We start from the raw sequence: 24,363 nt of genomic DNA, 5'->3' as shown, positions 1-24,363 counted from the left end.
AAAAGTCCGATTCCCGTCATCCCAGCGCAGGCCGGAATCCAGAAATGACTGAAAACACTGGATGCCCGATCAAGTCCGGCGTGACGCTGAGGCCATGCAAATCAATGTTATTTTGATTGCAACTATTCAGTTAGTTTTTTTAGGGATGGCTTTATTCTTGGAAAACCCTTTTTGTAAAAAGTGTTTTCCAGACCTTTCCCAAAAACTTTTTTATGATATTTTCAAGAAAGTTATGCACAACGGATTCAGGCAACAAATCCAAAACCTGAAGTTTTTTGCTAAGCTTTTTTTTAAAAAAGCGTCCTTTTAAAAGCTTGAATTTCATATTTAGTGAATAGTTACTTTTGATTTTAAATTGGAATAAGTCCAAAGCCGTTCAAATGGAAAATAAATTTGGGATTTATTGCAGTGAAAAGACACATTAATGCGAAGGCCCGTTAGGTCTTAATATTCTCAAAAAAGTGAGGGCTTTACTCAAAAAAGATGGCTTTTTAAAGGGGATATGATGGTTTATGATCATGCACTCGTAGTTTTCCCCAAGCAGGGCGAATCCTCTTCTGCTTCCGCTCAAACCGAGATATCTGGTGTTTCCCTTCTCAAGTTCGAACCATTTATGATGATGGCCGAATATCCATAATTTAGGAGAGAAATGCCTGGCAAGTTCATCGCCCCTGGCAAAGCCTGTCTGTCCGTAAACTTCAAGGCCAGGGCTGTTTGGCACTCCTATGCCCTGTGGACAGTCATGGGTTATTATTATATCAACTCCCTCAGAATGAATTTCAAGGCAGTCATCAATATGATGGTCTTTAATCACTGATGCTGTGGGGGTTGTCATGGCATCCATATATGCTGACCCGCCCAGGCTCAGGAATTTGTAACCCTCAATTTCAGTCACAACGGATCTGGAAAGATATGTGAAGTAAACATTGTTGTATTTTTTCATTAATGAATCAAAGGCGTCAAAGTCTTCGTGATTTCCTTCTATAAAGTAGACAGGTTTTAAAAAACTTCCATTCTTTCTTATGAAAAAATCGTAAAGCTGGGGTCTGAAAATTCCGAAATCACCTAGATGGATAACACAGGAAACAGGTATTGCCAGTTCTTCCTGTGCATATTCAATTTGTTCATTAATAAGATGATAGGCACAATGCGTATCTGATATAAAAAGAATCATTAAATGCCTTCCATCTGTCCCGTGAAGTCATAACTCAGGCGGACCTGAAAGTTTTTGGTCTGGGAGAAAATTTCCTTTAAAAGTCTCTGTTCAATAAAAGAAAGGTCATGCGGCCTTATGTAATTTCCCGGGGTATTTCCTTCTGAAATTGCTTCTGACTGGGTTCTGAGGCGTATCTGCATCAGATATGTATAAGCCTGGATCATTTCATGGTAATTCTGTTTAGACATCAGATTCCGCCTGTAAAGCTCATTGAGTCTATCCAGGGTATTTGTCTCTTCCATTTTATGCTGGAGAGCGTAAATACGGGCGTAGTCAACAATCGGAATCATTGAGCTTTTTATGTCAAACCCTTTTCCTGAGTCACCCACCGGAACTGTTACAAAATTTCCGAAAAAGCCGAGGGGCGGACTTATTAGAAGGACGTTACGAGCAAGAAGCTGGAAAAACCTTGGGGTTTTAGCCAATATTTCATGGAGATGATTTCTTAGCTGGCTCGCATATTCATACTCGCCATAGGTGCATCTGAAATCAAACATGATTTTTGTCTGAAGAAGATCTTCTGCAGTTCCTGTTGTGACCCAGGATGTAAAATACTTTTTCCACACAGAAATAGGCTGGCACCATTTCGCATTTTTGGCCATTACATCTCCGTCACAGAAATAATAACCGGCTGCGTCAAGCCATCCGCAAACCTTTTCGCCAAATGTCATGAAATAGCTCTGTACACTGTGTGCATCCTCATGCGGGACGTCTTCATACACAATGGCATTATCCTGATCTGTTTTAATGGTCTGCTCTTTACGGGCGACACTTCCGAATACAAGAAAAGCGAATTTTACAGGAGGAGGGCCGAGTTCTTCTATCGCGAATTCAATAAGCTTGTTCATCAACGTGTCTGCGACCACGGTGTTTATGTGGTTTATGTGCTGGGGTTTTGCGCCGATATTTATGAGGTTTGTGATTATGTATGGAAGGGCGCTTTTCTGGGCCACCATTTCCTGCCATGTTGTGGCGTTCTGGATTGCTTTGAGGAGAACTGCCGGAGAATATTTCTGAAGAGGTACAATGCTGTCACTGCTTAAAACCCCTTCTATCCTGCCGTCTCTGTCAGTCACAAAAACATGGGAGATTCCATTCTGTCCCATCATCATACCGGCTTCGAATATGCAGCTGTATGAAGGAACTGTGACAACAGGAGAAGACATTATTCTGCTTACAGGGACATTCAGCATATCGGAGTTCCCCACAATATTGCGCCTCATGTCTCCATCCGTAATAACGCCGACTGACTTGTTTGTTGAATCTTTAACTAGAAGTACGTCAGTATTGTCGCGGTTCATTATTTTTGCCGCATCTATGACTGAAGTATCAATTGAACACTCAATCGTTTTTTCAAGTGGCAGTGTTTCAATGGGTTGATTGAGGAAGAGCAGGGCAGTCTGCATTTCACTGAACTGCCTGTCTCTTTGTCTTTCTCTGTCCATGACCTCCGTAACATCATCAATGATACCGTCAAAATATATGATTCTTCCATCTTTTTTCTTGCCGGCAGTTGCCCATATTGCAGCTGAGAAAACAGTGCCGTCATATCTTTTGAAATTCACAATTTCCCTGTCAAGAGTTCCTCCTGCGGATTTGACGGCAATCCTCTTCATGTCGTCATCGGATACGTAAAGCTCCGAAACGGTCTGATTAAGAAGCGTGTCCTTGTCCGGGAAACCGAATATTCTTATCATGGCCGGGTTGGCTTCAACAAAACGAGCCTTGTCTCCGGTTGAAAGTCTGAAAACACCGACATTGAGATTGTTGGTAATGGTTCTGAATTTTTCCTCGCTTGCGCCGAGTGCCTTTTCAGCCATTTTTCTTGTTGTGATGTCTGTCACAACTGCTATGAAGCCATCTTTGCCATCAATGAAAATGTCTGAAGTGGAGATAATTACATCCTTGATTTCTCCTGATTTTGTAACGAGCTGGGCTTCGGTGCGCTCCGATGTTTTCTTTCCATCAATGAAATCCCTGACAATCTGATATCCGGGATGCCTTGGATTATTTGCAAAAATTTCATCTATTCGCAGATTGCCGAATTCAGCCTGATTATATCCGAGCAGTTTTGCAATGGTCTGGTTTGAATAGATATATTTCCCATCCATTGCCATGAGCATACCTTCGGACGCTGATTCAACAAGCGTACGGTATTTTTCTTCAGACGCCCTTAAAGCTTTTTCTGCTACGCTTCTTCTTTTTTCTGTTTTAAAATGCTGAATGATTATGGAAGTCAGAAGAAGTGACATTATGGCCATGATTATAAGCGATATATGGATTACATTTTTTGTAATCACAGATATTTCATGTTTTATATCGTCAATGTATATGCCTGTCCCGATGATCCATCCCCAGGGCTCAAATCCTTTTACATATGATAATTTGGGCGCGACACGTGTTTCATCATCTTTCCACTGCCACATATACTGTACAAAACCTGAGCCGTTCTGGCGGACAAGGTCACGCATTATTATGAATACATGCTTCCCTTCAGGGTCTGTGTAATCTGTGAGATCTTTTCCGTTCAACTCATTTCTGTAAGGATGAATGACCATGCGCGGAGTCATGTCGTTAATCCAGAAGTAGTCTTTCATCTGATGGCCATAATGAAGATTTTTTATCTGTTCCATTGCTTGCTGCTGGGCTTCTTCCCTCGTGAAAAGGCCCTTTTTTTCTTCATGTTCAAAATTTGCAAGAATGTTCCAGGCTGATGTTGTTAATTCCTGGATCATTTCCCTTTTGCGGTCCATACTATTACGTTCTATAGTCGGAACTATGAAAAGGTAAATTGCTAATATAAACAGGACAATAGTCAATATGGTGGGCAGAATTATGCGCACCACAAAAGACTGCCAGCGCACATTTTCAATGTGTTCAGCCATGGCATCACTCACATTTGGGGTTATAATTATCAATCAGGATGATTGGACATTCTCAAAAAGGACAAGCCATGTCAACAAACAATAGAATGATTTTTAGCATGTTCTTCTTGATGGTCTACCCAAAAGTCAGAAAAAGGGCTTCCTCGTCATGCCGTACTTGATCCTGCATCTTTGTATTTTCAGATGTTTCTGGATTCAGGCCCCTGGTTTTCACCGGGACAGGCCCAGCCGGAATGTCGGAAACAGAACTTTTTGTGAACTTGTTATACTTCTTTTTGAAAAAAAATTTGCAAAACCTTTAAATATCCTTTTAGAATAATAGTATAATTCACATAAGTCACCAATATTTGCTGAATTTTGGTTATCAGTTTTACCTCCGAACACATGCTTAAGCATAAGCAACGCTCAAAAAGCGGCTGAAGTTTTTGAGTTAACCCGTTCCATACTGGAATCCTCATGAATAATGATGCCCTGGATTTAAAACCCCTTACAATTTCCATTATCATTGCCACCATTCCTCATTTCCAAAGGCTGCCTTGGTGGATAATGGTCTGGTGCATCTTTTTCTGGGGATATTCCTTTACCGGGCATTCCATCCGGGTGTCATACCAGGCGAAAAAATGGATTTTGGTTCTTCTTACGCTGGCAGGCATCGCAGGAATACTCTCTGAATACAGAACTGTTCTTGGTCAGGATGCAGGAGTTGGTCTCATATGTGTAATGACAAGTCTTAAGCTCCTTGAAATAAAAAACCGGCGGGATCTGATCATAACCGTATTTATTATATATTTTATTATAATATCAAATCTGCTGTTTTCCAGCTCAGTAATGATGACCTTTTACATGTTTATTTCCGTATTTATAACAACCTCCGTCCTTGTTTTTTATACACAGAAGTCCCTTGAGCCTGGCAGATGCATCAGGATATCAGGGGCTCTTTTGATACGTGCTCTCCCATTGATGATCATCATGTTTGTTTTTTTCCCTAGAATACAGGGAACATTGTGGAAAGGATTCAGAATCAACTCAGGTAAGGCTGGTTTTTCAGATACGCTTGTGCCCGGAGCCTTGAGCGATCTGGCTTTAACAGGAGAATTAGCATTCAGGGTCGATTTTAAAGACAAAAAACCTCCTGTTAACAAGCTCTACTGGAAAGGGCTGGTTTTTGGAAATTTTGACGGACGGGCCTGGAAAAAATCAATGGCGTATGCTTTTCCTGAATATTCTTCAAAAAGCGAGGCTCAATATGAATATGTAATTACTCTTGAACCGAGTAACAGCCGTTATATGTTTGTCTCAGGATGCCCTGTAAAAGCGCCCCAAGGATCAGAAATCCAGACTGACGGAACTCTTAAGTCAAAAAGTATTATAACTGAAAGGCTAAAATACACAGTTCTTTCAGAAGAATCTTGCAATGAGCTGGCCTTGATAAGTCCTGGCGAGGAATTTTGGGCCCTACCGAAATCGGGCAATTATCTGTCTTTAAAACTGGGGAGTAGATGGAAAAGCGAATTTTCTTCCCAGACTCGAATTATAGGTGCCGCGCTTGATTTTTTAAGGAATGGCGGTTTTTCATATTCACTTAGGCCTCCAAAACTCCTTACTGCCGATTCAGTTGATGAGTTCCTGTTTTCAACAAAAAAGGGATATTGTGAGCATTACGCGTCTGCGTTTACTTTTCTTATGCGAGCATCAGGAATTCCGGCCAGGGTTGTTGGCGGTTATCTTGGAGGTAATCTTAATCCTGTTGGCGGTCATATAACAGTCACGCAGGATAAGGCTCATGCCTGGGTAGAGGTTTTTCTCGAAAACAAAGGCTGGACAATAATTGATCCTACATCCGTGGTTGCTCCTGACATATTTACAAGAGGATTATCTTCTGCGGTTCCTGTTGATGAAATGCCGGTGTTGATGACTCTGCCTGAAAACAGATTTATAGGTACCTTATGGAAAAAAACCGCAAATATATTGGACTATATCAATCATGGATGGAACAGTTTTGTCATAGGATATACATACAATAAGCAGAAGAGTTTCTTCGAATCCATTGGTATAAATTCAACCAGAGTCAGCGGCGCACTCTATATAATTTTTATTATGCTGTTTTCAGGAATTGCCATTTTTCTTGTATCATGGAAAATCAGGTTTCGCGATCCATTGAAAAAAAAAGACCCCATAGCCTGGGCATGGATTGAATTTTGCCACAAAATGGGAAGGATCGGATTAAATAAATACAATAATGAAGGCCCATTCGAGTTTTTAGAAAGGATTCGTATTGAGAGGCCTGATTTGAAAAATACCGCTGAGCCAATAATTAATAAATATATTTTTCTAAAATACGCAAATGTCACGTCAAATAAAGAAAATATTTCTGAATTTACGACAATGGTTAGAAAATTCGTTGCTGGAAGAAAAAAATAACTGCCAGACTGATTCCATAATCAAGCTCTTGTTCCCCGGAATATTAATAGTAATAAGTGGCCTGTCCGTATGTAATATGCTAAATTAAACATGTATTATTTTAAGTTATAATAATACATGTTTTTATTGATCACCTTTTATCTTAATCATTTTTCAATCAAGCGTGGCCTCATGACCGAACAACTAAGCATAAGAACAAAAGTACTCTTGTCTCTCTGCATTTTATCTGTTGTGATAATGGCCATATTGGTCCTCTCTTTTTACAGCATGACCTTCAGAAGCATAAAAAGCTTTGAGCTTGAAAATGCCGACATGAACATAAAAAGAGTAAATCATGAAATAAATATTTTAAAAACAAACCTCAGTTCTTTGTGCAATGACTGGTCTGCCTGGGATGATACTTACGTTTTTATAGAGGATAAGAACCAGGAGTTTATTGATGAAAACCTTAACGATAAAACCATCAGTAATATTAAAACAAATGTTATTGTCTTTTTAAACAATAAGTCAGAAGTCGTTCATGTGAATTTTTTAAACCCTTTAACACAAGCCTCGGCTCCATTCCCAGATGATCTTTTAGAAAGAATTTTAAAAGAAAAAAAACTTCTAAAACATAACAAGCTTGATAGTAAGTCAGAATCTTTTTTTCTGTATTCGGAAATGCCTGTGCTTTTGATTTCAAGGCCTATAAGAACGAGCAATTATACTGGACCGATAAAAGGAACTCTTATTTTTGGCAGGATTTTCTCAAATGAAGTGTTAGAAGAATTTGAAAAAAATCTTGGGCTTAACATATCAGTCCTTCCGGGAAAGCCTGAACTCAAAGATAATCTGAAATTTGTCGAGCATAAAACAGACGATGAATTTCAGACCGCATTCATTTCCATAAAAAACACAGGGAACAGCCAGGCATATATTTTTCAAAAAGACTCAAACGGCCTTGATTCTTTTGCTTTATCCATTTCAATACCAAGGGAATTTGCCACAAAAGTACTTGGAGAGGCTGTAATATATTTTGTTATAGTTCTTTTTTCATCATTTATTCTTTTGGCTTTTTTGCTTTTTTTCATAGACAAGTCAGTCCTTTCTCCTCTTTTCAATCTGAGCAGAAGTGCAAGAAATATTGCTTCAAAAGGAGATTTCAGTTCGAGGCTTGAAATTGCCAAAGGCAAAGAATTTGGTTTGCTTTCAACTTCGCTTAACGAAATGCTCGAATCACTTGAAAAATACTATCTCGATCATATGAAAGACAGAGATGCCTTGATGGAAAGCGAGGCCTATCTTGCCAGGTTATTGGACGCCATTGACTGCGGAGTGATTTCAGCAGATATGGCAGATCATAGAGTCCTTAATATAAACCAGGCAGGGATGGAGATGACTGGATATTCAAAGGAGGAAATAATCGGAAGGAAGTATAGTGAAATAATATCCGACGTTTCCGGAGGTCATTCTGCTTCAGCAGCCGCCAAAAGCAGAGGCGTTTATACATGTGAGGGTCTGATATTTAAAAATACTGGCGTAAGTCTTCATGTCCTGAAGAGCATTACGCCTTTAAAGCGCAGGGACGGCGAGGTGCTAATAATATCTTTTGTTGATATAAGCATTTTAAAGGCAACAGAAGAAATGATCAGAAAAAATGAGGCCGTATACAGGGAGTTTTTTGAACAGGATCTGACCGGAGATTTTATTTCAGATCCAAAAGGCAGAATCATAGAATGCAACATCGCGTTTGCAAACATATTCGGTTATGACTCTGTTTCAGAAATTATGAATATTGATGCAAATGAGTTATATATACTGAGTGAGTCCAGAACCCAGCTTCTCGAAATATTAAAAAAAGAAAAGAAGCTTAAAGGCATCAAATGGACCATGAGGAAGAAAAATGGAGATCCGGTATACCTCATAGGCAATATTATAGGTGTTTTTGATGATGATGGTGTGTTTGTCCAGATGAGGGGATATCTGTTTGATGAAACAGAGAGAATCATGCTTGAAAAAGCTCTCAGGCAGGCTTACAAAATGGAGGCCATAGGTACACTTGCAGGCGGAATTGCCCATGACTTCAATAATATTCTTTCGGCAATAATGGGGCATGCAGAACTCTGCCAGATTACCACTGACCCTGATTCAGCTTTTTCGGATCGTCTGGAAAAAATTATCCAGGCCACAAAGAGGGCAAAGAGTCTTGTGAAGCAGATTCTTACCTTCAGTACAAGAAAAGAAATAGAAAAACATACCGTGGAAGTGGGGGCTGCTGTAAAAGAGGCTCTTAATTTAGTTAAATCATCCATTCCTTCCATAATTGAGATCAGGACTGAAATAAGTTCCCATTCGTCTGTGAGTGCTGATCCGAATCATATTCACCAGATTGTGATAAATATATGCACAAATGCCATGGATGCCATGAGCGGGGAAAACAAAGGCATTCTGGAGGTTGCTGTTGATGACGTATATCTTGATAATAATAATGACGTAATGGCAAAATATGGAGATTATGTACGCATCTCAATTTCTGATACAGGCCATGGAATGACTCCTGATACCATTGACAGAATCTTTGATCCTTTTTTCACAACGAGGCAGAAACTGGGTAAAACAGGAATGGGGCTTTCGGTGGTTCACGGAATTATCAAGAGCCTTGACGGAGCAATAAGAGTTGAAAGTGAACCTGGCGAAGGAGCATTGTTTGAGGTTTTTTTGCCTTTGCTGGAAGTCAAGGAATCTGTCCATCCAGTTTTAATGAAAAATTCCAATATAATAAATCTTTTTACTGAGTATGATACTTCAGATCATGACATCATAAAAGCTTCGGAGCATTCAGAAACCGGCCATTTAAGCGAAGTCGGCGGTGTCACTGAAGAAAATAAACTTAAAAAAAAATACACCGTACTTGTTGTCGAGGATGAAGCAATTATTTTGGAAATGCTTACTGAAATGATAAAAAATATGGGTTTTTCGGTAATCGCACAGCAGAATCCTTTGCATGCAATAGAATTTTTTAAATCATCGCCTGAATCTGTTGATATTGTAATGACAGATCTCTCCATGCCAGAAATTGGTGGCGAGAAGCTGTCAGAAGAGATTTTTAGTATCAGTCCTTATACCCCGGTTGTTATATGCTCAGGGTTCAGCAGTAAAAAATACGCTGAAGAGGCAAATCTCAAAGGGCCAAGAATTTTCCTTAAAAAACCCATCGTTTCCGGAGTTCTTTCAAATACTCTGAAAGAAATTTGTGAATATATGGAAAAGAAAAAATAAAGTGCCTGATTACACTTTTTATCAAAAATATAGATATTTATCTAAGTTATTCAGGGTCACTCCGGGTTTGATCCTGCATTTTTTCTAAAAAGCTAACTTGAATGGTTGACAAAGTCGCAAAAAGTCCGATTCTCGTCATTCCGCCGCAGGCCGGAATCCAGAAGTCCCTGAAAATACAAAGATGCAGGATCAAGCCCGGCATGACGCTAAAGCCATTTTTCGACTGCAAGTCCATAATGGTTAATTAGCCATAAAAAAAACAATTCGTAGGTAGGATTAGAGCGTCCTTTGCTCGTAATCCGACATTGATCTAAAAACAGTTTGTTCTACATATTTCAACATTTAACTAAAATATAGCCTTGTATTTTCAGATGCTTCTATATTTAGGTTCCCTGTTTTCAAAGGAACAGACCCTGCCTGACGGAAATCATACCTTCTGCTATCTTTGCAAAGATGGCGGTTTTAAATAAATTTTTCCTTGGCAATGAGTATCCTCTCTGCTGATTTGAAAGCATTCCCGGATGCATTGGAATTATCCCTGCAAAGTCTCAATATCTCGTCCAGCGCGTTTTCCTGATTTGAGTTTCTGCTGCAAATAAGTGTCATGTCGATATTTGCCATGATAATTCTGGAAATACAGGTTTTTATATCATGATTGATTGCCTTCATATCAAGGTCGTCTGTTAGAGCAAGGCCCTTGTAGCCCATTTCACACCTGAGAAGATCACCCGCAATTTTAACTGAAAGACTTGCCGGCCATTCAGAATCAATATTTTTGTATAAAATATGTGAAAGCATGATGCCCGACACATTTTCATCTATTGCTGCCTTGAACGGTACAAGATCGTTTTTTATCAGTATCTCTTTTTCTGTATCAAGAAGAGGGAGGGTCAGGTGGGAGTCAAGTACTGTTCTGCCAATTCCTGGGAAGTGCTTACCAACTGCCATTATTCCATTTTTTTGAAATGTTTTTACGACGGTTCTGCCAAATTCGGCTGCGCCTTCAGGCGAGTCAGAATACGCTCTGTCTTTCATTATGCTTGTTGAAGGATCAAAAGCAATATCAAGAACAGGTGCCATATTCATATTAAATCCAAGATTATTAAGCACCTTTGACATTTCATTTGATATTTCTTCGGCTTCTTTCAGGGATTTTATGCCTGAAGCTCCGGGATATTCATCAAAAGACGGCTTTCTAAGTCTTGCGACTGCGCCGCCTTCCTGGTCAACGGCAATGAAGAGCGGAGGAAGTTCCGCAGACAATGCCGCTTCCTGCATTGCCATGCATAAATCCTTTACCTGTCCCGGGCTTTCGATGTTTCTCTTGAACAGAATCACGCCGCCAATTTTTAGTTTTTGTATCAGGAATCTGATGTCCGAGTTGAATTTAGTTCCGTCAAAGCCAAACATAAGGAGTTGGCCAGCAGTCAGGTCAGGTTTCGGGTTATTTATAAGAAAGCTGTTCAGGTAATCGTTAATCGGCATTTTTAGTCCTGTTTTCTTCTCAACTGATACTGCCTTACGGCGTTCTGATGTTCCTTGTAATTTTCTGAAAAATGATGGGTCGAATCATTTTTTGACACAAAATAAAGATATTTTGTGTCAGCAGGGTAGAGTGCGGCTTTAATTGCTGATTCACCGGGGCTTGCTATCGGACCAGGCGGAAGCCCGTTTATAATATATGTATTATATGGAGTAGGCGTCTCAAGATCTTTCCTTGTCAGATTACCATCAAAATTATTTATTCCGTATATAACGGTGGGATCAGTCTCGAGCCTCATGCCAATTTTGAGTCTGTTGTGAAAAACCGATGATATGATTGGTCTTTCATCCGCACTGCCAGTCTCTTTTTCAATAATTGACGCAAGGGTGAGGGTTTCGTGAAGGGATAGCCCCATCTGCTCACTTTTTTTGAAAAAATCAGGAGTGTAAATTTTAAAAAGACCGGCCACCATCGTTTTTATAATTTTTTGAGGACTTGTTTTTTTGGGAAACAGATAGGTCTCGGGGAAAAGATAGCCTTCAATTGAATCTGCTTTAATTCCAAGACTTCTAATAAATTCCCTGTCAGTGGCAGATTCCATAAAGCTTTTTTTGTCAGAAAGCCCGGATGCTTCAACTATAAGAGCAATCTGCGATAGGGCGTACCCTTCAGGAATAACAATTTTATAAAGCTTGACTCTGCCTTCGGCTAGAATAGTTAGTATTTCTGACGCTGACATGTTTTTTCTGAGCTCATATTCGCCGGCCCTTATCTTTTTATCAAAACCGATCATCACCGTGTAGGCCTTAAAGATAAGGGGAGATTTGATCAGATCTTTTTGCTTAAGCAGGGCAGATGTCTTGACCAGTCCTGTGCCAGGCTGAATATCGACAATTACTGTTTCTTCTGATTCTGAATAAGGAATTTTTGAATAGTATTTAACGCCAAAAAACAAGGCGGCAGCAATTATTAATATAATAACAGCTGATACTGCTGACAGGACGAGTGCTTTTTTAATCAAATCTTTTTTTATAAATTTCATAAATCTAAATCTTTCATGCTTTTAAGTAATCTGTTACCAGTATTGAAAGATGATTTCCAGCAGATATTGTATTTATTTTTATGGAAATCATTATTGATAGAATTGCAAAAAGCCGAAAAATGGCTTTCGCGTCATGCTGGACTTGGTACGGCATCTTTGTATTTTCAGGTACTTCTGGATTCAGGCTCCCAGTTTTTACAAGGGCAGGCCCCGCCAGAATGAAGATAATCGGACTTTTTTGCTAATTTGTCATTATTATACAAAAACATGTTTTTATTTCAGGTTGCTGCGGATCTTGAAGGACATCGGCAATGCCCTTATATTAATAACCACAATAATATTTTTACGGGTAAAAACGGATATATATGGCTAATATTGAAAATGAAAGATATCAGGGATTTGAACAGGGACCTATCCGCCCTCCAAGTGAGGCGACCAGTCTTCTTATACGTGTAACGAGGAACTGCCCCTGGAACAGATGCAGTTTCTGCCCTGTTTACAAAGGCGAAAAATTTTCTTTGCGACCTGTTGAGCATGTAATTAAAGACATAGACATGGTTTCAAAATACGTTAACGAAATCGTTGAATCTTCCGGGAGTGTGCATGGCTCAAGATCCAGGCTCAACCGAATTGCAAATGAAGTTCCCTACAACGAAGTCCAGGCATTCCAGGCTGCTCTTCAATGGCACAGATACGGTATGGAATCCATTTTTCTTCAGGATGCCAATAGCCTGATACTTAAGCCAGCAGATCTGATTGATGTCTTAAAACATCTGAAAATTGTTTTTCCCTGGGTTTCAAGAATAACTTCCTATGCAAGAAGCCACACAGTTGCAAGGATAAGTGATGATGACCTTAAACTTATGGCAGAAACAGGGCTTAATCGTATACATATCGGCATGGAGTCGGGTTCTGACAAGGTTCTTGCAAAGGTAAAAAAAGGAGTAACAAAGGCCGATCATGTCAGTGCAGGTCAAAAGGTTAAAAAAGCGGGCATTGAGCTTTCAGAATACATAATGCCTGGACTTGGGGGGGAAGATCTTTCTAAAGAGCATGCACTGGAATCCGCAGATGCCCTGAATCAGATAAATCCGGATTTTATAAGACTCAGAACCCTTGCGATACCCAATCATGTGGAGCTTTTTGATGACTGGTCAAATGGCGTTTTTGTAAAATGCAGCGATTTGACCGTGGCCAGGGAATTAAGGCTGTTTCTTGAAAAAATTGAAGGTATTGACAGTTATCTTGCCAGCGATCATATTTTGAATTTGTTTGAAGACGTTCAGGGCCATTTCCCGGAAGATAAGGCAAAGATGCTCGGAATTATTGATGCCTTCCTTGATATGCCTCCGCAAGATAAAATGGTTTATCAGATAGGCAGAAGAATAGGCCTTTTCCATGGAATAGCAGATATGAAAAACCCGGGTATGAGACAGCAGGCAGAGGAACTTTGTACAAGATTCGAGGTTACGCCAGATACTGTTGATGACGCCATCACAGAGCTGATGAAAAGATTTATTTAAAGCCTGTTGACAGGTTTTAAGAGGAACCCGGCAGAGTTTATTGCTTGTCGTGCTTTTTTTTAGAACTAACTATTTGACAAGGTCGCAAGAAATCCGATTTCAGTCATTCCGGCGCATGTAGGAATCCAGAAAAAATTTAAAATACTGGATGCCGGATTAAGTCCGGCATGACGATGATGCCTTATTGGTCTTTTTGCGACTCCATAAAAATTATTAAAATATCAGCTACTTAAAACAGATAGCTACCCTTTTCATGACTTTGAACACTTTTTACGAGACTTATTATTTTGGTAAATGAAAAAAAACTGGGGATTTATGTTCATGTACCCTTTTGTCTGAATAAATGTCTTTATTGCGATTTTTATTCTGAAACCGACCTTTCCCTTTTTGATGATTACATATCAGCTCTTGAAATTGAAATAAGTATGCATTCAAATATTTATTCAATTAATGGCACTTGTGTCGATTCCATATATTTTGGAGGGGGCACTCCATCCTTGCTTGGTGGGGCAAGGATCTCTTCTGTCATGGAAACACTTCAACGTTATTTCAGGATATCACCGGAAAGTGAAATTACCATTGAGGCAAATCCGGGCGCACTCAAAAAGGCAGACCTTAAGATTTTTCTCGATTCAGGAATAAACAGGATCAATTTTGGCGTTCAGTCTTTCAATGACTCCAATCTGAGGATTCTTGGAAGGATACATTCCTCAAAACAGGCCAAGGAGGCTCTTGAAATCTCCCGAATAGCCGGTTTTGGTAATATAGGGCTTGATATTATTTTTGGAATTCCTGGACAGACGCCAAATGACCTGAAAAATGATCTTTACCAGGCCTCAGAATTCAGGCCTGAGCATATTTCATGCTACAGCCTTACATATGAGGAAGGGACTCCTTTTTTTGCTTCAATGTCCAAAGGTATAATATCTCCTTTAAGTGACGATGACGTCGCCCAGATGTTCATCGATGCAGGGGAAACATTGGCGCAATTAGGCTACAAGAGATACGAGATATCAAATTTCGGCAGGGTCAAAGAAAAAAATAATCATTATTATTCCCGTCATAATATGAAATACTGGAGCCATGATCCATATTTAGGTTTTGGGCCTGCAGCCCACAGTTTCGACGGGAAAAGAAGGTGGTGGAATCAAAGGGGATTAAAAAGCTGGATATCCGACTTGGCAAGTGGAAGGCTTGCTATTTCAGGTGAGGAAATCCTTAGTAAGGAAGAGCTGATGACCGAAACCATTTTTTTGGCTCTCAGAACAATATCAGGCCTTGATTTAAAACTATTCAAAGATAAGTTTGATTCCGATATTGAAAAAGCAATTAAACCATTGATTGATTTTTATGAATCTGATGGTTTTGCCTTTATTGATTCAGGCAGACTGATTCTCAGTGAAAAAGGAATGCTTGCCGCCGATGCCATTACAAAAGGGATTCTGAATGCAGTGGATCCAATTGATTAAAAAAAACACATTAATACTTTGTTAATAACTTTTAAGCTGCTATAATTTTGATAAAGTCGAAAAGAATGAGCAGGCATACTTAATTTCAAATTTGAATGAAGAGTTCGTTGGTTTGCATGGCTAATCTGCCGTCAAAAAAAGCCGATTTTTAAGGTGTTCAAAGGCCTGCTACTACAGTTGGTCGCTTTTTAAAAAAGCTCAGCAAAAATTTTCAGGTAAGTAAACAGCGTAAACACAACTTTAGGACATTCGCGTCTTATTGCAACAAGTTCCCCAAGATCCAGAATTACAAAAAGGTTTGTTCTTTCGCTTTTCAACATCTAAGGGGAACACAGCCAAAAACAATCAGCATTACTTCTACGTCTATAAATGGATTTTCCAATCAACGGCTATTGCTGGAATTCTTATTTGTGACAATCATAATAACTGCAGTTTCTTATCGTAAATCCCATTTCTATAAACCCAACCCACATATTTCCCATTCTAAGGAGGCCCAATGAAAAATGATAAATCCCACGACTATAAAAGAATAGCCCTCGCATGCCAGGGAGGAGGATCACTCGGCGCCTATCATATTGGGGCTTACAAGGCCATGCATGAAGCCGGATTTAAACCTGATCTTGTTTCTGGAATATCTATAGGCGCTTTTACGGCAGCAATAATAGCAGGAAACGACCCTGAAAACAGGCTGGCAAAGCTTAACGAATTCTGGGAAGCCATTTCATGGCCTGATGTTCCAATTTTAGCGGATGCTGACCTTAAAATGGAAGTGATGCACAACAAGATGTCGTCTTTACAAGGTTTTATTTTTGGCCAGCCCAATTTTTTTACTCCCAGAGTCCCAGCGCCTCAATTTCATCAGGATGGAACTGTGGAGGCCACAAGCTATTATGACACGACTCCAATACTTGAAAATCTTGGTAAGTTTTTAGATTTCAAAAGAATAAATTCCGGAAAAACAAGGCTCATTCTTGGATCAGTAAGAGTTAAAGATGGAGAGCTTGTATATTTTGATTCTGCTCATATGAAAATAGAGCCTGAGCATGTTGTGGCAAGTGGGTCTATGCCTCCTGGTTTTCCCGGCACTGTTATTGACGGAGATCTTTACTGGGATGGAGGATGTGTTTCAAATACTCCTGTTGATGGTATATTCAACGCAAAGCCAGCTATGGACACCCTCGTATTCATGATAGATCTTTTCAATCCCATAGGCAAAGAACCGGCTAATCTCGATGAAGTAACAATAAGATCCAAAGATATTATGTATACAAGCAGATCCGCTCATAACCTTGTCCATATATCCAAACGTCATAACCTCGCCAAAGCCCTGGGGCATGTGTATGAGCTTCTTCCGCAAGATCTGAAAAATGATCCTGTACTTAAAGAGATCAAAGAGTATACGGCAGATTCCAGATTTGACGTTATACACGTTGTTTATGACCCACCCGAATTTGAAATCTCAACCAAGGATTGCGAGTTTTCGAGATCATCCATAAGCAAAAGAGCCGAACATGGTTATGATGATATGAAAAAAATTATAGCCCAGACGCCTTGGCTTAAGAGCACGCCGGAGTACAAGGCTTCTTCTGTTTATAAATTCTTGGGATCAAGGATTGCCGCCCAGTTGTGATGATTTAAAACAGACAAACATATTAAGTCATGTTACTGTCATGCCGGACTTGATCCGGCATGCGATACTTTCAGCTGTTTTTGGATTCCGGTTTTCATCGGGACACGCCCCTTAGGAATGAAGGGAATCGGGATTTTAGAAACCTTCAAAAGCTTGCCAGCTGCTTTTATTTTGCAAGTATTAGCAAAATCCATTTAGGTAATTCGACATAACAATGTCCTCAATGTAAAATAATTTCCTTTAATCACGCGTTTCTTGCCTGTAGACACGACGTCAGTTATAAATTTTTGAAGCATTTTCATATAATTTTATCGCCAATATCAGAAGAATCGGTTCCATGCTGGTTCCAGTTCGACTGAAGTCCAAACATATATCGGATTTTTATGAATAAATTCTCACCTGTTGCGGTTGTAGGTATGTCATGCGTCTTTCCTGACGCTCTGAATTTGAATCAGTTCTGGTCAAATCTTGAAAACGGCAGAAGCGCGATTAAAGATATTCCAGCCTCAAGATGGCTGGCAAAGCCTGAAAGCGTAATGTCCGATAAATACGAGCTTGATAAGACATGCTCAAGACGGGCAGGGCTTATTGAAGGTTTTGAATTTATTCCTGAAGGTTTTTCAGTTGATCCTGAAATACTGTCAAAGCTTGATCCATCCCATAAAATAGTTCTTGATGCTGCACGTCAGCTTGTTACTGACTTCAGGCTTAAAGATGAAGAAAAACCGGAAACAGGAATAATACTTGCTGCAATTGCTCTTCCCACGGAAGGTTCTTCAAAACTTACAGGAAAGCTTATCTGGCCTGAGATTCGTTCAAGATTAATGAATACTCCGGTTGATGCTACTTTGCCAGACACCATTGACTGCCTTGAAGCCAGAGTGACAGGATTCCCCGCATCAATTACTGCAAAAAGTCTTGGTATTGGCGGTTATACACTCACTCTTGACGCTGCCTGCGCATCTTCTCTCTATGCCATTAAACTTGCATGTGACGAACTCTCGTCAGGCAGGGCTAAAGTCATGATTGCAGGAGGCGTATCGCGTCCTGACTGTCTTTATACTCAGATCGGTTTTACCCAGCTCCAGGCAATTTCCCCGACAGGCACTTGCAGACCTTTTGATGCAGACGCCAACGGACTAGTGGTAGGTGAGGGCGCAGGTCTTGTAATGCTCAAGCGGCTTGAAGATGCAATCAAGGATGGAAACAAGATTTTTGGCGTTATCAGGGGCATAGGGCTTTCAAATGATATGGGCGGAAATCTCCTCGCGCCTGATTCAAATGGTCAGTTGCGGGCAATGAAATCAGCTTATACTGCCGCGGGATGGAATCCCCATGACGTTGATTTTATTGAATGCCACGGAGCAGGAACACCTGTTGGCGACAAGATCGAGCTTTCAAGTCTTACAGAAATTATGGCGGGAAGGTATAAAAAAAATCCATGCAGGCTCGGAGCAGTAAAATCAACCACAGGCCATATGCTTACAGCAGCTGGTGCAGCAGGTTTCATTAAAACCCTTCTTTCAATTCATAACAAATCCTTTGTTCCTACTTTTAATCACGCAAGACATTCATCTGACAGTCCACTTGAAAAAGGTCTTGTCAAGGTTCAGACAAAAACTGAAAATTGGGAAAAATCCGGACAAACAAGAAAGGCAGCGATCAGCGCATTCGGATTCGGAGGGATTAACGGCCATATTCTTGTTGAAGAGTATTCAGCTGATAAGGCCATTAATCATGCAAATAAACCTCAAGAAAACAAATGCAAAATTGCCATAACAGGTCTTGGGATCAAGGCCGGGAAAATCAAAGGTACTGACGAGTTCAGGGACTGTGTTTTTAAAGGAATTTCTTCTTTAGAAAAAATTCAGCCTGAAAGATTTAAAAATATATCAGCCGTTTCCTCTAAAACTCTTACTGGCAATCCTTTATATGAGGTTTCAACCTATCCGGGCGAATTCCATATACCGCCAAATGAGATTCCAGAAATTCTACCCCAGCATATTCTCATGCTCCAGGCTGCAAAAGAGGCCATGATTTCAGGTGGTCTTTCAGAAAGGAAAGAAAGACCTGAAATGGGCGGAGCCATAGGTATAGAGTTTGATTATGAAGCCACAAACTATCATCTGAGATGGGATCTGGAAAACCGCCTTAAAGAATGGGGCTTTGAGCTTCAAACAGAAAAAGATCTTGAAGATTTTAAAAATCTTGTTTCACCTCCGTTAAACGCAAACAGGACAATAGGCTCACTCGGAAGCATCATCGCAAGCAGGGTTGCCAAGGAATTCAGACTCGGCGGACCATGTTTCAGTGTTTCCTGCGATTCCGCGTCTGGCATGAAGGCCGTTGAAATAGGAGTAAGGTCACTTCAAAATGGAGAAACAGACTCTTTTCTGGCAGGTGCAGTTGATTTTACGTCTGATATAAGATCCGTATTCATCAGAAACGGGCTGTTAAAAGGCGATATACCCACTTCTGACTGCGCGGCTGCAATAATAATGAAGCGCCTCGATGATGCCGTAAAAGATGGAGATACAGTATATGCAGTAATAGATGGCATCCGTTCATCAGCTTCTGAATTATATTCAATGCAGAAATGCCTGAAAGAAGCCGGGATAAATCATGCTGATCTGAGTTTGATTGAGCGGAGCTCGGGTAGCGAAGTTTTGGCTGGGGCAATTGGTAATGATATTTCAGGCGAAGCTTCTGATAATAAACTTCATAATATCCATACAGCCCTTGGATCTGTAGCCGGAGTTTCAGGTTTTTCAGGCGCTGCGTCCGGTATTGTTTCAATTGTAAAAACTGCAATGAGCCTTAAAAATGACGTTCTTCCACCAGCTCCCTTATTATTAAAGCCTGGTCAAAATTTGGGTGAAAGATATCATCTGCCTGCTGCGCCTTCTTTCTGGTTCAAAAATGCCAATGATAAAAAGCGCCATGCAGCAGTATTTTGTGACACCCATGACAATCAAAGCAGTGTGGCAATTCTTTCCGAATATCAGAAAAAGAAGGACATATTCCAGTCATTCAGGCCGAACCACGGATTTTTTGCGATTTCAGCACCAAGCGAGAGTCTGCTTCTTGAAAAACTTGGTGATTTTGAAAGATTTATTTCAGGTAATAATTCATTAATGTCTGAAGCAGCTGAAATATGGAGCTCAAATACTGGCAGAATAACAAAAAACTCGTCAATCCTGGTTTTTGTTTCTTCAGTCAAAGAAAAGCTTTTGACCCTTATAGCCCAAGCTTTTAAGGCCGTAAAAGAGAAAACCCAGTTAAGCATTTCAGGGCCTGAGAGCGTTTTTTATTACCCTGAAAAACCTAAAGGTAAAATCTGTTTTGTTTATCCAGGCTCAGGAACCCATTATCCTGGAATGGGCAGGGAAACCGGGGCAGCATGGCCTTTTGTTCTTGAAAAACTTGACCTTGATAATTCATGCATAAAAAGCTGGTTTTCGCCCGAAGTCTTTATCCCTTACAGATCAGACTGGGGGCCGGGATGGGAGGAAGACGCAGCAAAGAATGCGTCTTCTGATATGGAAAAAATGATAGCCGGTCAGGTCATTCATGGCTATGTAATGACAAAGCTTCTTGCAGGATTCGGGATAAAACCTGAAGCTGTAATTGGCTATAGTCTTGGCGAGTCAGCGGCTAATTTTTCAACAGGAGCTTGGCCAGATCCTGGTGAAATGTTCTCAAGGATGCAGGCGTCCCCGCTTTTTAAAACAGAACTTGCAGGAAAATGTCTTTCAACAAGAAAAGCATGGAATATTCCTGAAGAAGCTGATTTTGAGTGGGTTGTCGCTCTTGTGAATAAACCTTCTGAGGAAACTCTTAAGGAAATTGGAAAATATCCGCTCACAAGGCTCCTTCTTGTAAACACTTCTACTCAGTGCGTAATTGGTGGACATAAGCCGCAGATTGAGTCTGTGATTGCAAATCTAAAGACAGACGCAGGCTTTATGGAAGGAGTCGTGACAGTTCACTGCGACGCCGCCAGCCTTTCAGCCGAAGCATACAGGAATCTTCATGTTTTTGATGTTAATCCAGATCCGACAGTCACTTATTACAGCTGCTTTCTCGGGAAAAGCCATGAGATAACAAAAGACAGCGCAGCAGACTCCATTCTTGGTCAGGCTCTTCATGGCTTTGATTATACAAAGGTCATAAATCAGGCTTATGAAGATGGCGTTAGATTTTTTATCGAAGCTGGACCCGGTGCTTCATGTACAAGAATGATAGGCCAGATTCTTTCTGAAAAAAATCATATTGCGGCAGCGGCTTGTGTGAAAGGAGAAGATGGGACTCTGACTTTTCTGAAACTTCTGGCAAGACTTGCCGCACTTGGGATTTTTACGGATATTGACAAGCTTTTTTCATTAAAAAAAGAGCGGTATATAGAAGATAAAAAATGCGGTGCAAAGCCAATAAAAATATCCACGTCTGGACATATTCTGCCATCAAGTGAAGATCTGAAGAAATTCTACAAAAAAAAGGAGAAATCATCAGATTATTCAAAAACAGATTCTGATTTAGATTTAGGCTCAGCAGCTGAAATAATACCTCAACCCAGAACTGCTAATATTACGAAAGATAAACCAGCTCCAGAGCTTACGGTAAACGCCAATAATTTTTCAGATAATTATTCTGGCGCAGTTTTCATTGCTGATGACGGCATGGGGTATGGAGAAAGTCTTGAAGAAGAAATATCTCCTGTCGCTGAAATAGCCTCAATGATAGCCGAAAACAGCAGGGCTGCGGCAGAGGCTCATTCAGAGTTTCTTGATTTTTCAATGAAGCTCCAGAAAAGCATGGCCGATGCTGTGAATCTTAGGGCTGATCTCATTGCATCTTCGGCTGATGATTTATTTGATGATTCATTCAAAATAGCCAGTTCCTTAAACGTTCTCCCCACCGCTTCGGGTGTGAAGGTGCATAATCCGCTCCTTGAAAATGATAAAAAATCGACTAAAGCTAATTTTAGTGAGGCTGGTATAGACAAAACTCCGCCAGCATACGACCGTGACATGTGTATGGAATTTGCCATTGGTTCTGCTGAAAAAGTTCTGGGACCAGAATTTGCGCCTCTCGATACTTACAAGGCAAGGGTAAGACTTCCAGACGAACCTCTCATGCTTGTGGACAGAATTGTGCTTGTGGACGGCGAGAAAAATTCCATGAAGAGCGGAAGATGCGTCACTGAGCATGATGTTCTTCCAGGAGCATGGTATCTTGACGGGGGAAGGGCGCCAGCTTGCATTTCCATTGAAGCAGGTCAGGCAGATCTTTTCCTTTGTTCATATCTTGGAGTTGACTTAAGGGTAAAAGGTGAGCGCTCATATCGTCTACTTGACGCCAAAGCCCAATTTCACAGACCTTTTCCCCAGCCAGGAGATACAATCCGCTACGACATCAGAATCGAAAAATTCATACATCAGGGCGATACATGGATGTTCTTTTTCAATTTTGACGGATACATCGGCAATGAGCTGATGATAACCATGAAAAACGGATGCGCAGGTTTTTTCACTCCTGAAGAGGTTAACAATTCCGGCGGAATCGTATTAACTGCCGAAGATCTTAAGCCTTTGCCTGGAAATATCTCTCCTGATTACAGGCCTCTTGTTCCAATGAAAAAAGAGAGCCTTGATGAAAATCAGATCGAGGCACTAAGAAATGGAAATCTTGAAGCAGCATTCGGGATTGATTTCAAAAATAAATTTCTTTCAAAATCTCTTACCCTTCCATCAGGCAAAATGAAGCTGGTTGACAGGGTTCTTGAAATAGATCCTAAAGGCGGAAGATACGGTCTTGGCCGAATTCTTGCCGAAGCAGACATTGTTCCTGATGCCTGGTTTCTCACATGTCATTTTGTGGATGACATGGTTATGCCCGGCACGCTCATGTATGAATGCTGCTGTCACACCTTGCGTATCCTTACGCTCAGAATGGGCTGGATAACTGAAAAAGAAGATGTTTTTTATGGCCCTGTTACAGATGTCGGTAGTGTTCTTAAATGTCGGGGGCCTGTTACCACTGAAACAAAAAAGGTTCTTTATGAGGTTGATATAAAAGAGATTGGTTATGATCCCGAGCCTTTTGTGATCGCAGATGCTCTAATGTACGCCGACGGCAGACGCATAGTTTCTTTCAGAAGTATGACCATGAAAATCTACGGCGTTACAAAGAATGAGATAGAAAACATCTGGGACGTGAAAAATATTCAACCAAATGCCAAGCCCCAAGTATTTACAAATGATCAGATCATGGAATGCTGCATGGGAGAGCCTTCAAGGGCTTTTGGTGAAAAATACAGGCCTTGGGATTCTGACATGAATCCCCAAAGATTCATTGCAAGGCTTCCAAAGCCTCCTTATCTGTGCATGGACAGGGTTGTCGAGGCAGATGTTACCCAGTGGGAACTTAAACCTGCCGGATGGATAACTGCTGAGTTCGACATCAAGCCAGATTCCTGGTATTTCAGGGCAAACAGATCAAAAACTATGCCGTTTTCATTTCTTCTCGAGGCAGCTCTTCAGCCATGCGGATGGCTCGCGGCTTATATGGGCTCGGCACTGCATGGGAAAGAGGATCTTCGTTTCAGAAATCTTGGAGGAACAGCGACCCAGCACAGGGAAGTTTTTTCAAATGATTCAAGACTGACCATGAGAAGCAGGCTTACAAGAGCGTCCAAAGCTGGCGGAATGATAATCGAGAATTTTGACATGGAAGTTCTTGAAAATGGAGAAATGGTATATTCAGGCTCGACTTCATTCGGTTTTTTCACAAAAGCTGCCCTTGCCGCCCAGGCAGGAATAACCGGTGAAACCGTATGGATGCCTGAAGAAAAAGACATAGAAGGAAATATTCTGGAAAATTTGCCTGAGTTTGCGCCTTTATTTCCTGAAGATTCAAATTTTATTTCTTTTTCAGGAATGGCTCTTCCTGCCAAGACAATGAGAATGTTTGACAGGGGGCTTTATGTTCCGGGCTGCGGGCCAGAAGGTCTTGGCATAATCCTTGGCGAAAAGGACGTTGATCCTGAGGAATGGTTCTTTAAGGCTCATTTTCATGGAGATCCTGTCTGTCCTGGTTCGCTTGGCCTGGAATCATTTATTCAGCTCATTAAATTTGCTGCTTTTAAAATCTGGCCTGAACTTGAAGGAAAAGCCAGATTTTCAGATCTTCTTGATGATGAGCACACCTGGACATACAGAGGCCAGATACTCGGACATTGCAAACTTGTGAAGATTCATGGCTATATAACCAAAATAGAAAATGATCCTGTTCCTTTAATAAAAGCAAACGGATATCTTTTTGTGGATGGTCTGTGTATATACAAGATGGAAAATTTCGGTGTCAGGCTGGTTAAGGATTGAAGAAAATAACCTGGGGAACTTTTTGAAAAAAGTTCCCCAGACCCCTCAAAAACT

10 protein-coding genes are annotated in these 24,363 nt (G+C 40.6%); 6 read left to right on the top strand and 4 right to left on the bottom strand.

Going from position 1 to position 24,363, the window contains the following annotated elements:
* Nucleotides 1–421: 421 nt before the first annotated feature.
* Both K245_RS0104775 and K245_RS26330 read right to left on the bottom strand, forming a co-directional pair.
* Nucleotides 422–1,174 (bottom strand): metallophosphoesterase family protein, encoded by a 753-nt coding sequence (locus tag K245_RS0104775; RefSeq protein ID WP_027358386.1) that lies wholly within the window; start codon nt 1,172–1,174, stop codon nt 422–424.
* Nucleotides 1,174–4,101 carry a DUF294 nucleotidyltransferase-like domain-containing protein gene (locus K245_RS26330; protein ID WP_084156128.1) on the bottom strand — a complete coding sequence of 976 codons (2,928 nt, stop codon included), beginning with the start codon at nt 4,099–4,101 and terminating at the stop codon, nt 1,174–1,176. The genes K245_RS0104775 and K245_RS26330 overlap by 1 nt, the downstream gene beginning before the upstream one ends.
* Before the next feature lie 456 nt (nt 4,102–4,557).
* On the opposite strand from K245_RS26330, the gene K245_RS0104755 reads away from it, so the two are divergent.
* Nucleotides 4,558–6,522 carry a transglutaminase family protein gene (locus K245_RS0104755; protein ID WP_027358385.1) on the top strand — a complete coding sequence of 655 codons (1,965 nt, stop codon included), beginning with the start codon at nt 4,558–4,560 and terminating at the stop codon, nt 6,520–6,522.
* A gap of 171 nt (nt 6,523–6,693) precedes the next feature.
* The gene (locus tag K245_RS26325) at nt 6,694–9,780 is read left to right on the top strand and encodes a CHASE4 domain-containing protein (RefSeq protein ID WP_027358384.1); all 3,087 of its coding nucleotides are present in this window, start codon (nt 6,694–6,696) and stop codon (nt 9,778–9,780) included.
* Nucleotides 9,781–10,242: 462 nt separating this feature from the next.
* On the opposite strand, the gene K245_RS0104740 is transcribed toward K245_RS26325, so the two are convergent.
* Together K245_RS0104740 and mltG are read right to left on the bottom strand one after the other, a co-directional pair.
* Nucleotides 10,243–11,265 carry a glycoside hydrolase family 3 N-terminal domain-containing protein gene (locus tag K245_RS0104740; protein WP_051283876.1) on the bottom strand — a complete coding sequence of 341 codons (1,023 nt, stop codon included), beginning with the start codon at nt 11,263–11,265 and terminating at the stop codon, nt 10,243–10,245.
* 2 nt (nt 11,266–11,267) lie between these two features.
* Nucleotides 11,268–12,305 (bottom strand): endolytic transglycosylase MltG, encoded by a 1,038-nt coding sequence (gene mltG / locus K245_RS0104735; RefSeq protein WP_027358382.1) that lies wholly within the window; start codon nt 12,303–12,305, stop codon nt 11,268–11,270.
* 365 nt (nt 12,306–12,670) lie between these two features.
* Between mltG and K245_RS0104725 the strand changes: the two genes are divergently transcribed.
* From K245_RS0104725 to K245_RS0104700, 4 genes are all read left to right on the top strand, one after another.
* Complete coding sequence (locus tag K245_RS0104725) at nt 12,671–13,828, top strand: radical SAM protein (protein ID WP_027358381.1); 1,158 nt, start codon at nt 12,671–12,673, stop codon at nt 13,826–13,828.
* A gap of 287 nt (nt 13,829–14,115) precedes the next feature.
* Nucleotides 14,116–15,297 (top strand): radical SAM family heme chaperone HemW, encoded by a 1,182-nt coding sequence (hemW, locus tag K245_RS0104720; protein WP_027358380.1) that lies wholly within the window; start codon nt 14,116–14,118, stop codon nt 15,295–15,297.
* Between the two features lie 496 nt (nt 15,298–15,793).
* Complete coding sequence (locus K245_RS23090) at nt 15,794–16,927, top strand: patatin-like phospholipase family protein (RefSeq protein ID WP_035276486.1); 1,134 nt, start codon at nt 15,794–15,796, stop codon at nt 16,925–16,927.
* A gap of 383 nt (nt 16,928–17,310) precedes the next feature.
* On the top strand, nt 17,311–24,309 hold the full coding sequence (locus K245_RS0104700; RefSeq protein WP_035276484.1) for a beta-ketoacyl synthase N-terminal-like domain-containing protein: 6,999 nt from the start codon (nt 17,311–17,313) through the stop codon (nt 24,307–24,309).
* Nucleotides 24,310–24,363: the final 54 nt, after the last annotated feature.

Source organism: Desulforegula conservatrix Mb1Pa (genome assembly GCF_000426225.1).
In the GTDB taxonomy this organism is placed as follows: Bacteria; Desulfobacterota; Desulfobacteria; order Desulfobacterales; family Desulforegulaceae; genus Desulforegula; species Desulforegula conservatrix.
This window is presented reverse-complemented; position numbering and strand designations above follow the sequence as displayed.

What these genes read in the sequence shown, in the direction of transcription:
- K245_RS0104775 (WP_027358386.1), bottom strand. Translation starts at nt 1,174, where the DNA reads ATGATTCTTTTTATATCAGATACGCATTGTGCCTATCATCTTATTAAT.
- K245_RS26330 (WP_084156128.1), bottom strand. Translation starts at nt 4,101, where the DNA reads ATGGCTGAACACATTGAAAATGTGCGCTGGCAGTCTTTTGTGGTGCGC.
- K245_RS0104755 (WP_027358385.1), top strand. Translation starts at nt 4,558, where the DNA reads ATGAATAATGATGCCCTGGATTTAAAACCCCTTACAATTTCCATTATC.
- K245_RS26325 (WP_027358384.1), top strand. Translation starts at nt 6,694, where the DNA reads ATGACCGAACAACTAAGCATAAGAACAAAAGTACTCTTGTCTCTCTGC.
- K245_RS0104740 (WP_051283876.1), bottom strand. Translation starts at nt 11,265, where the DNA reads ATGCCGATTAACGATTACCTGAACAGCTTTCTTATAAATAACCCGAAA.
- mltG (WP_027358382.1), bottom strand. Translation starts at nt 12,305, where the DNA reads ATGAAATTTATAAAAAAAGATTTGATTAAAAAAGCACTCGTCCTGTCA.
- K245_RS0104725 (WP_027358381.1), top strand. Translation starts at nt 12,671, where the DNA reads ATGGCTAATATTGAAAATGAAAGATATCAGGGATTTGAACAGGGACCT.
- K245_RS23090 (WP_035276486.1), top strand. Translation starts at nt 15,794, where the DNA reads ATGAAAAATGATAAATCCCACGACTATAAAAGAATAGCCCTCGCATGC.
- K245_RS0104700 (WP_035276484.1), top strand. Translation starts at nt 17,311, where the DNA reads ATGAATAAATTCTCACCTGTTGCGGTTGTAGGTATGTCATGCGTCTTT.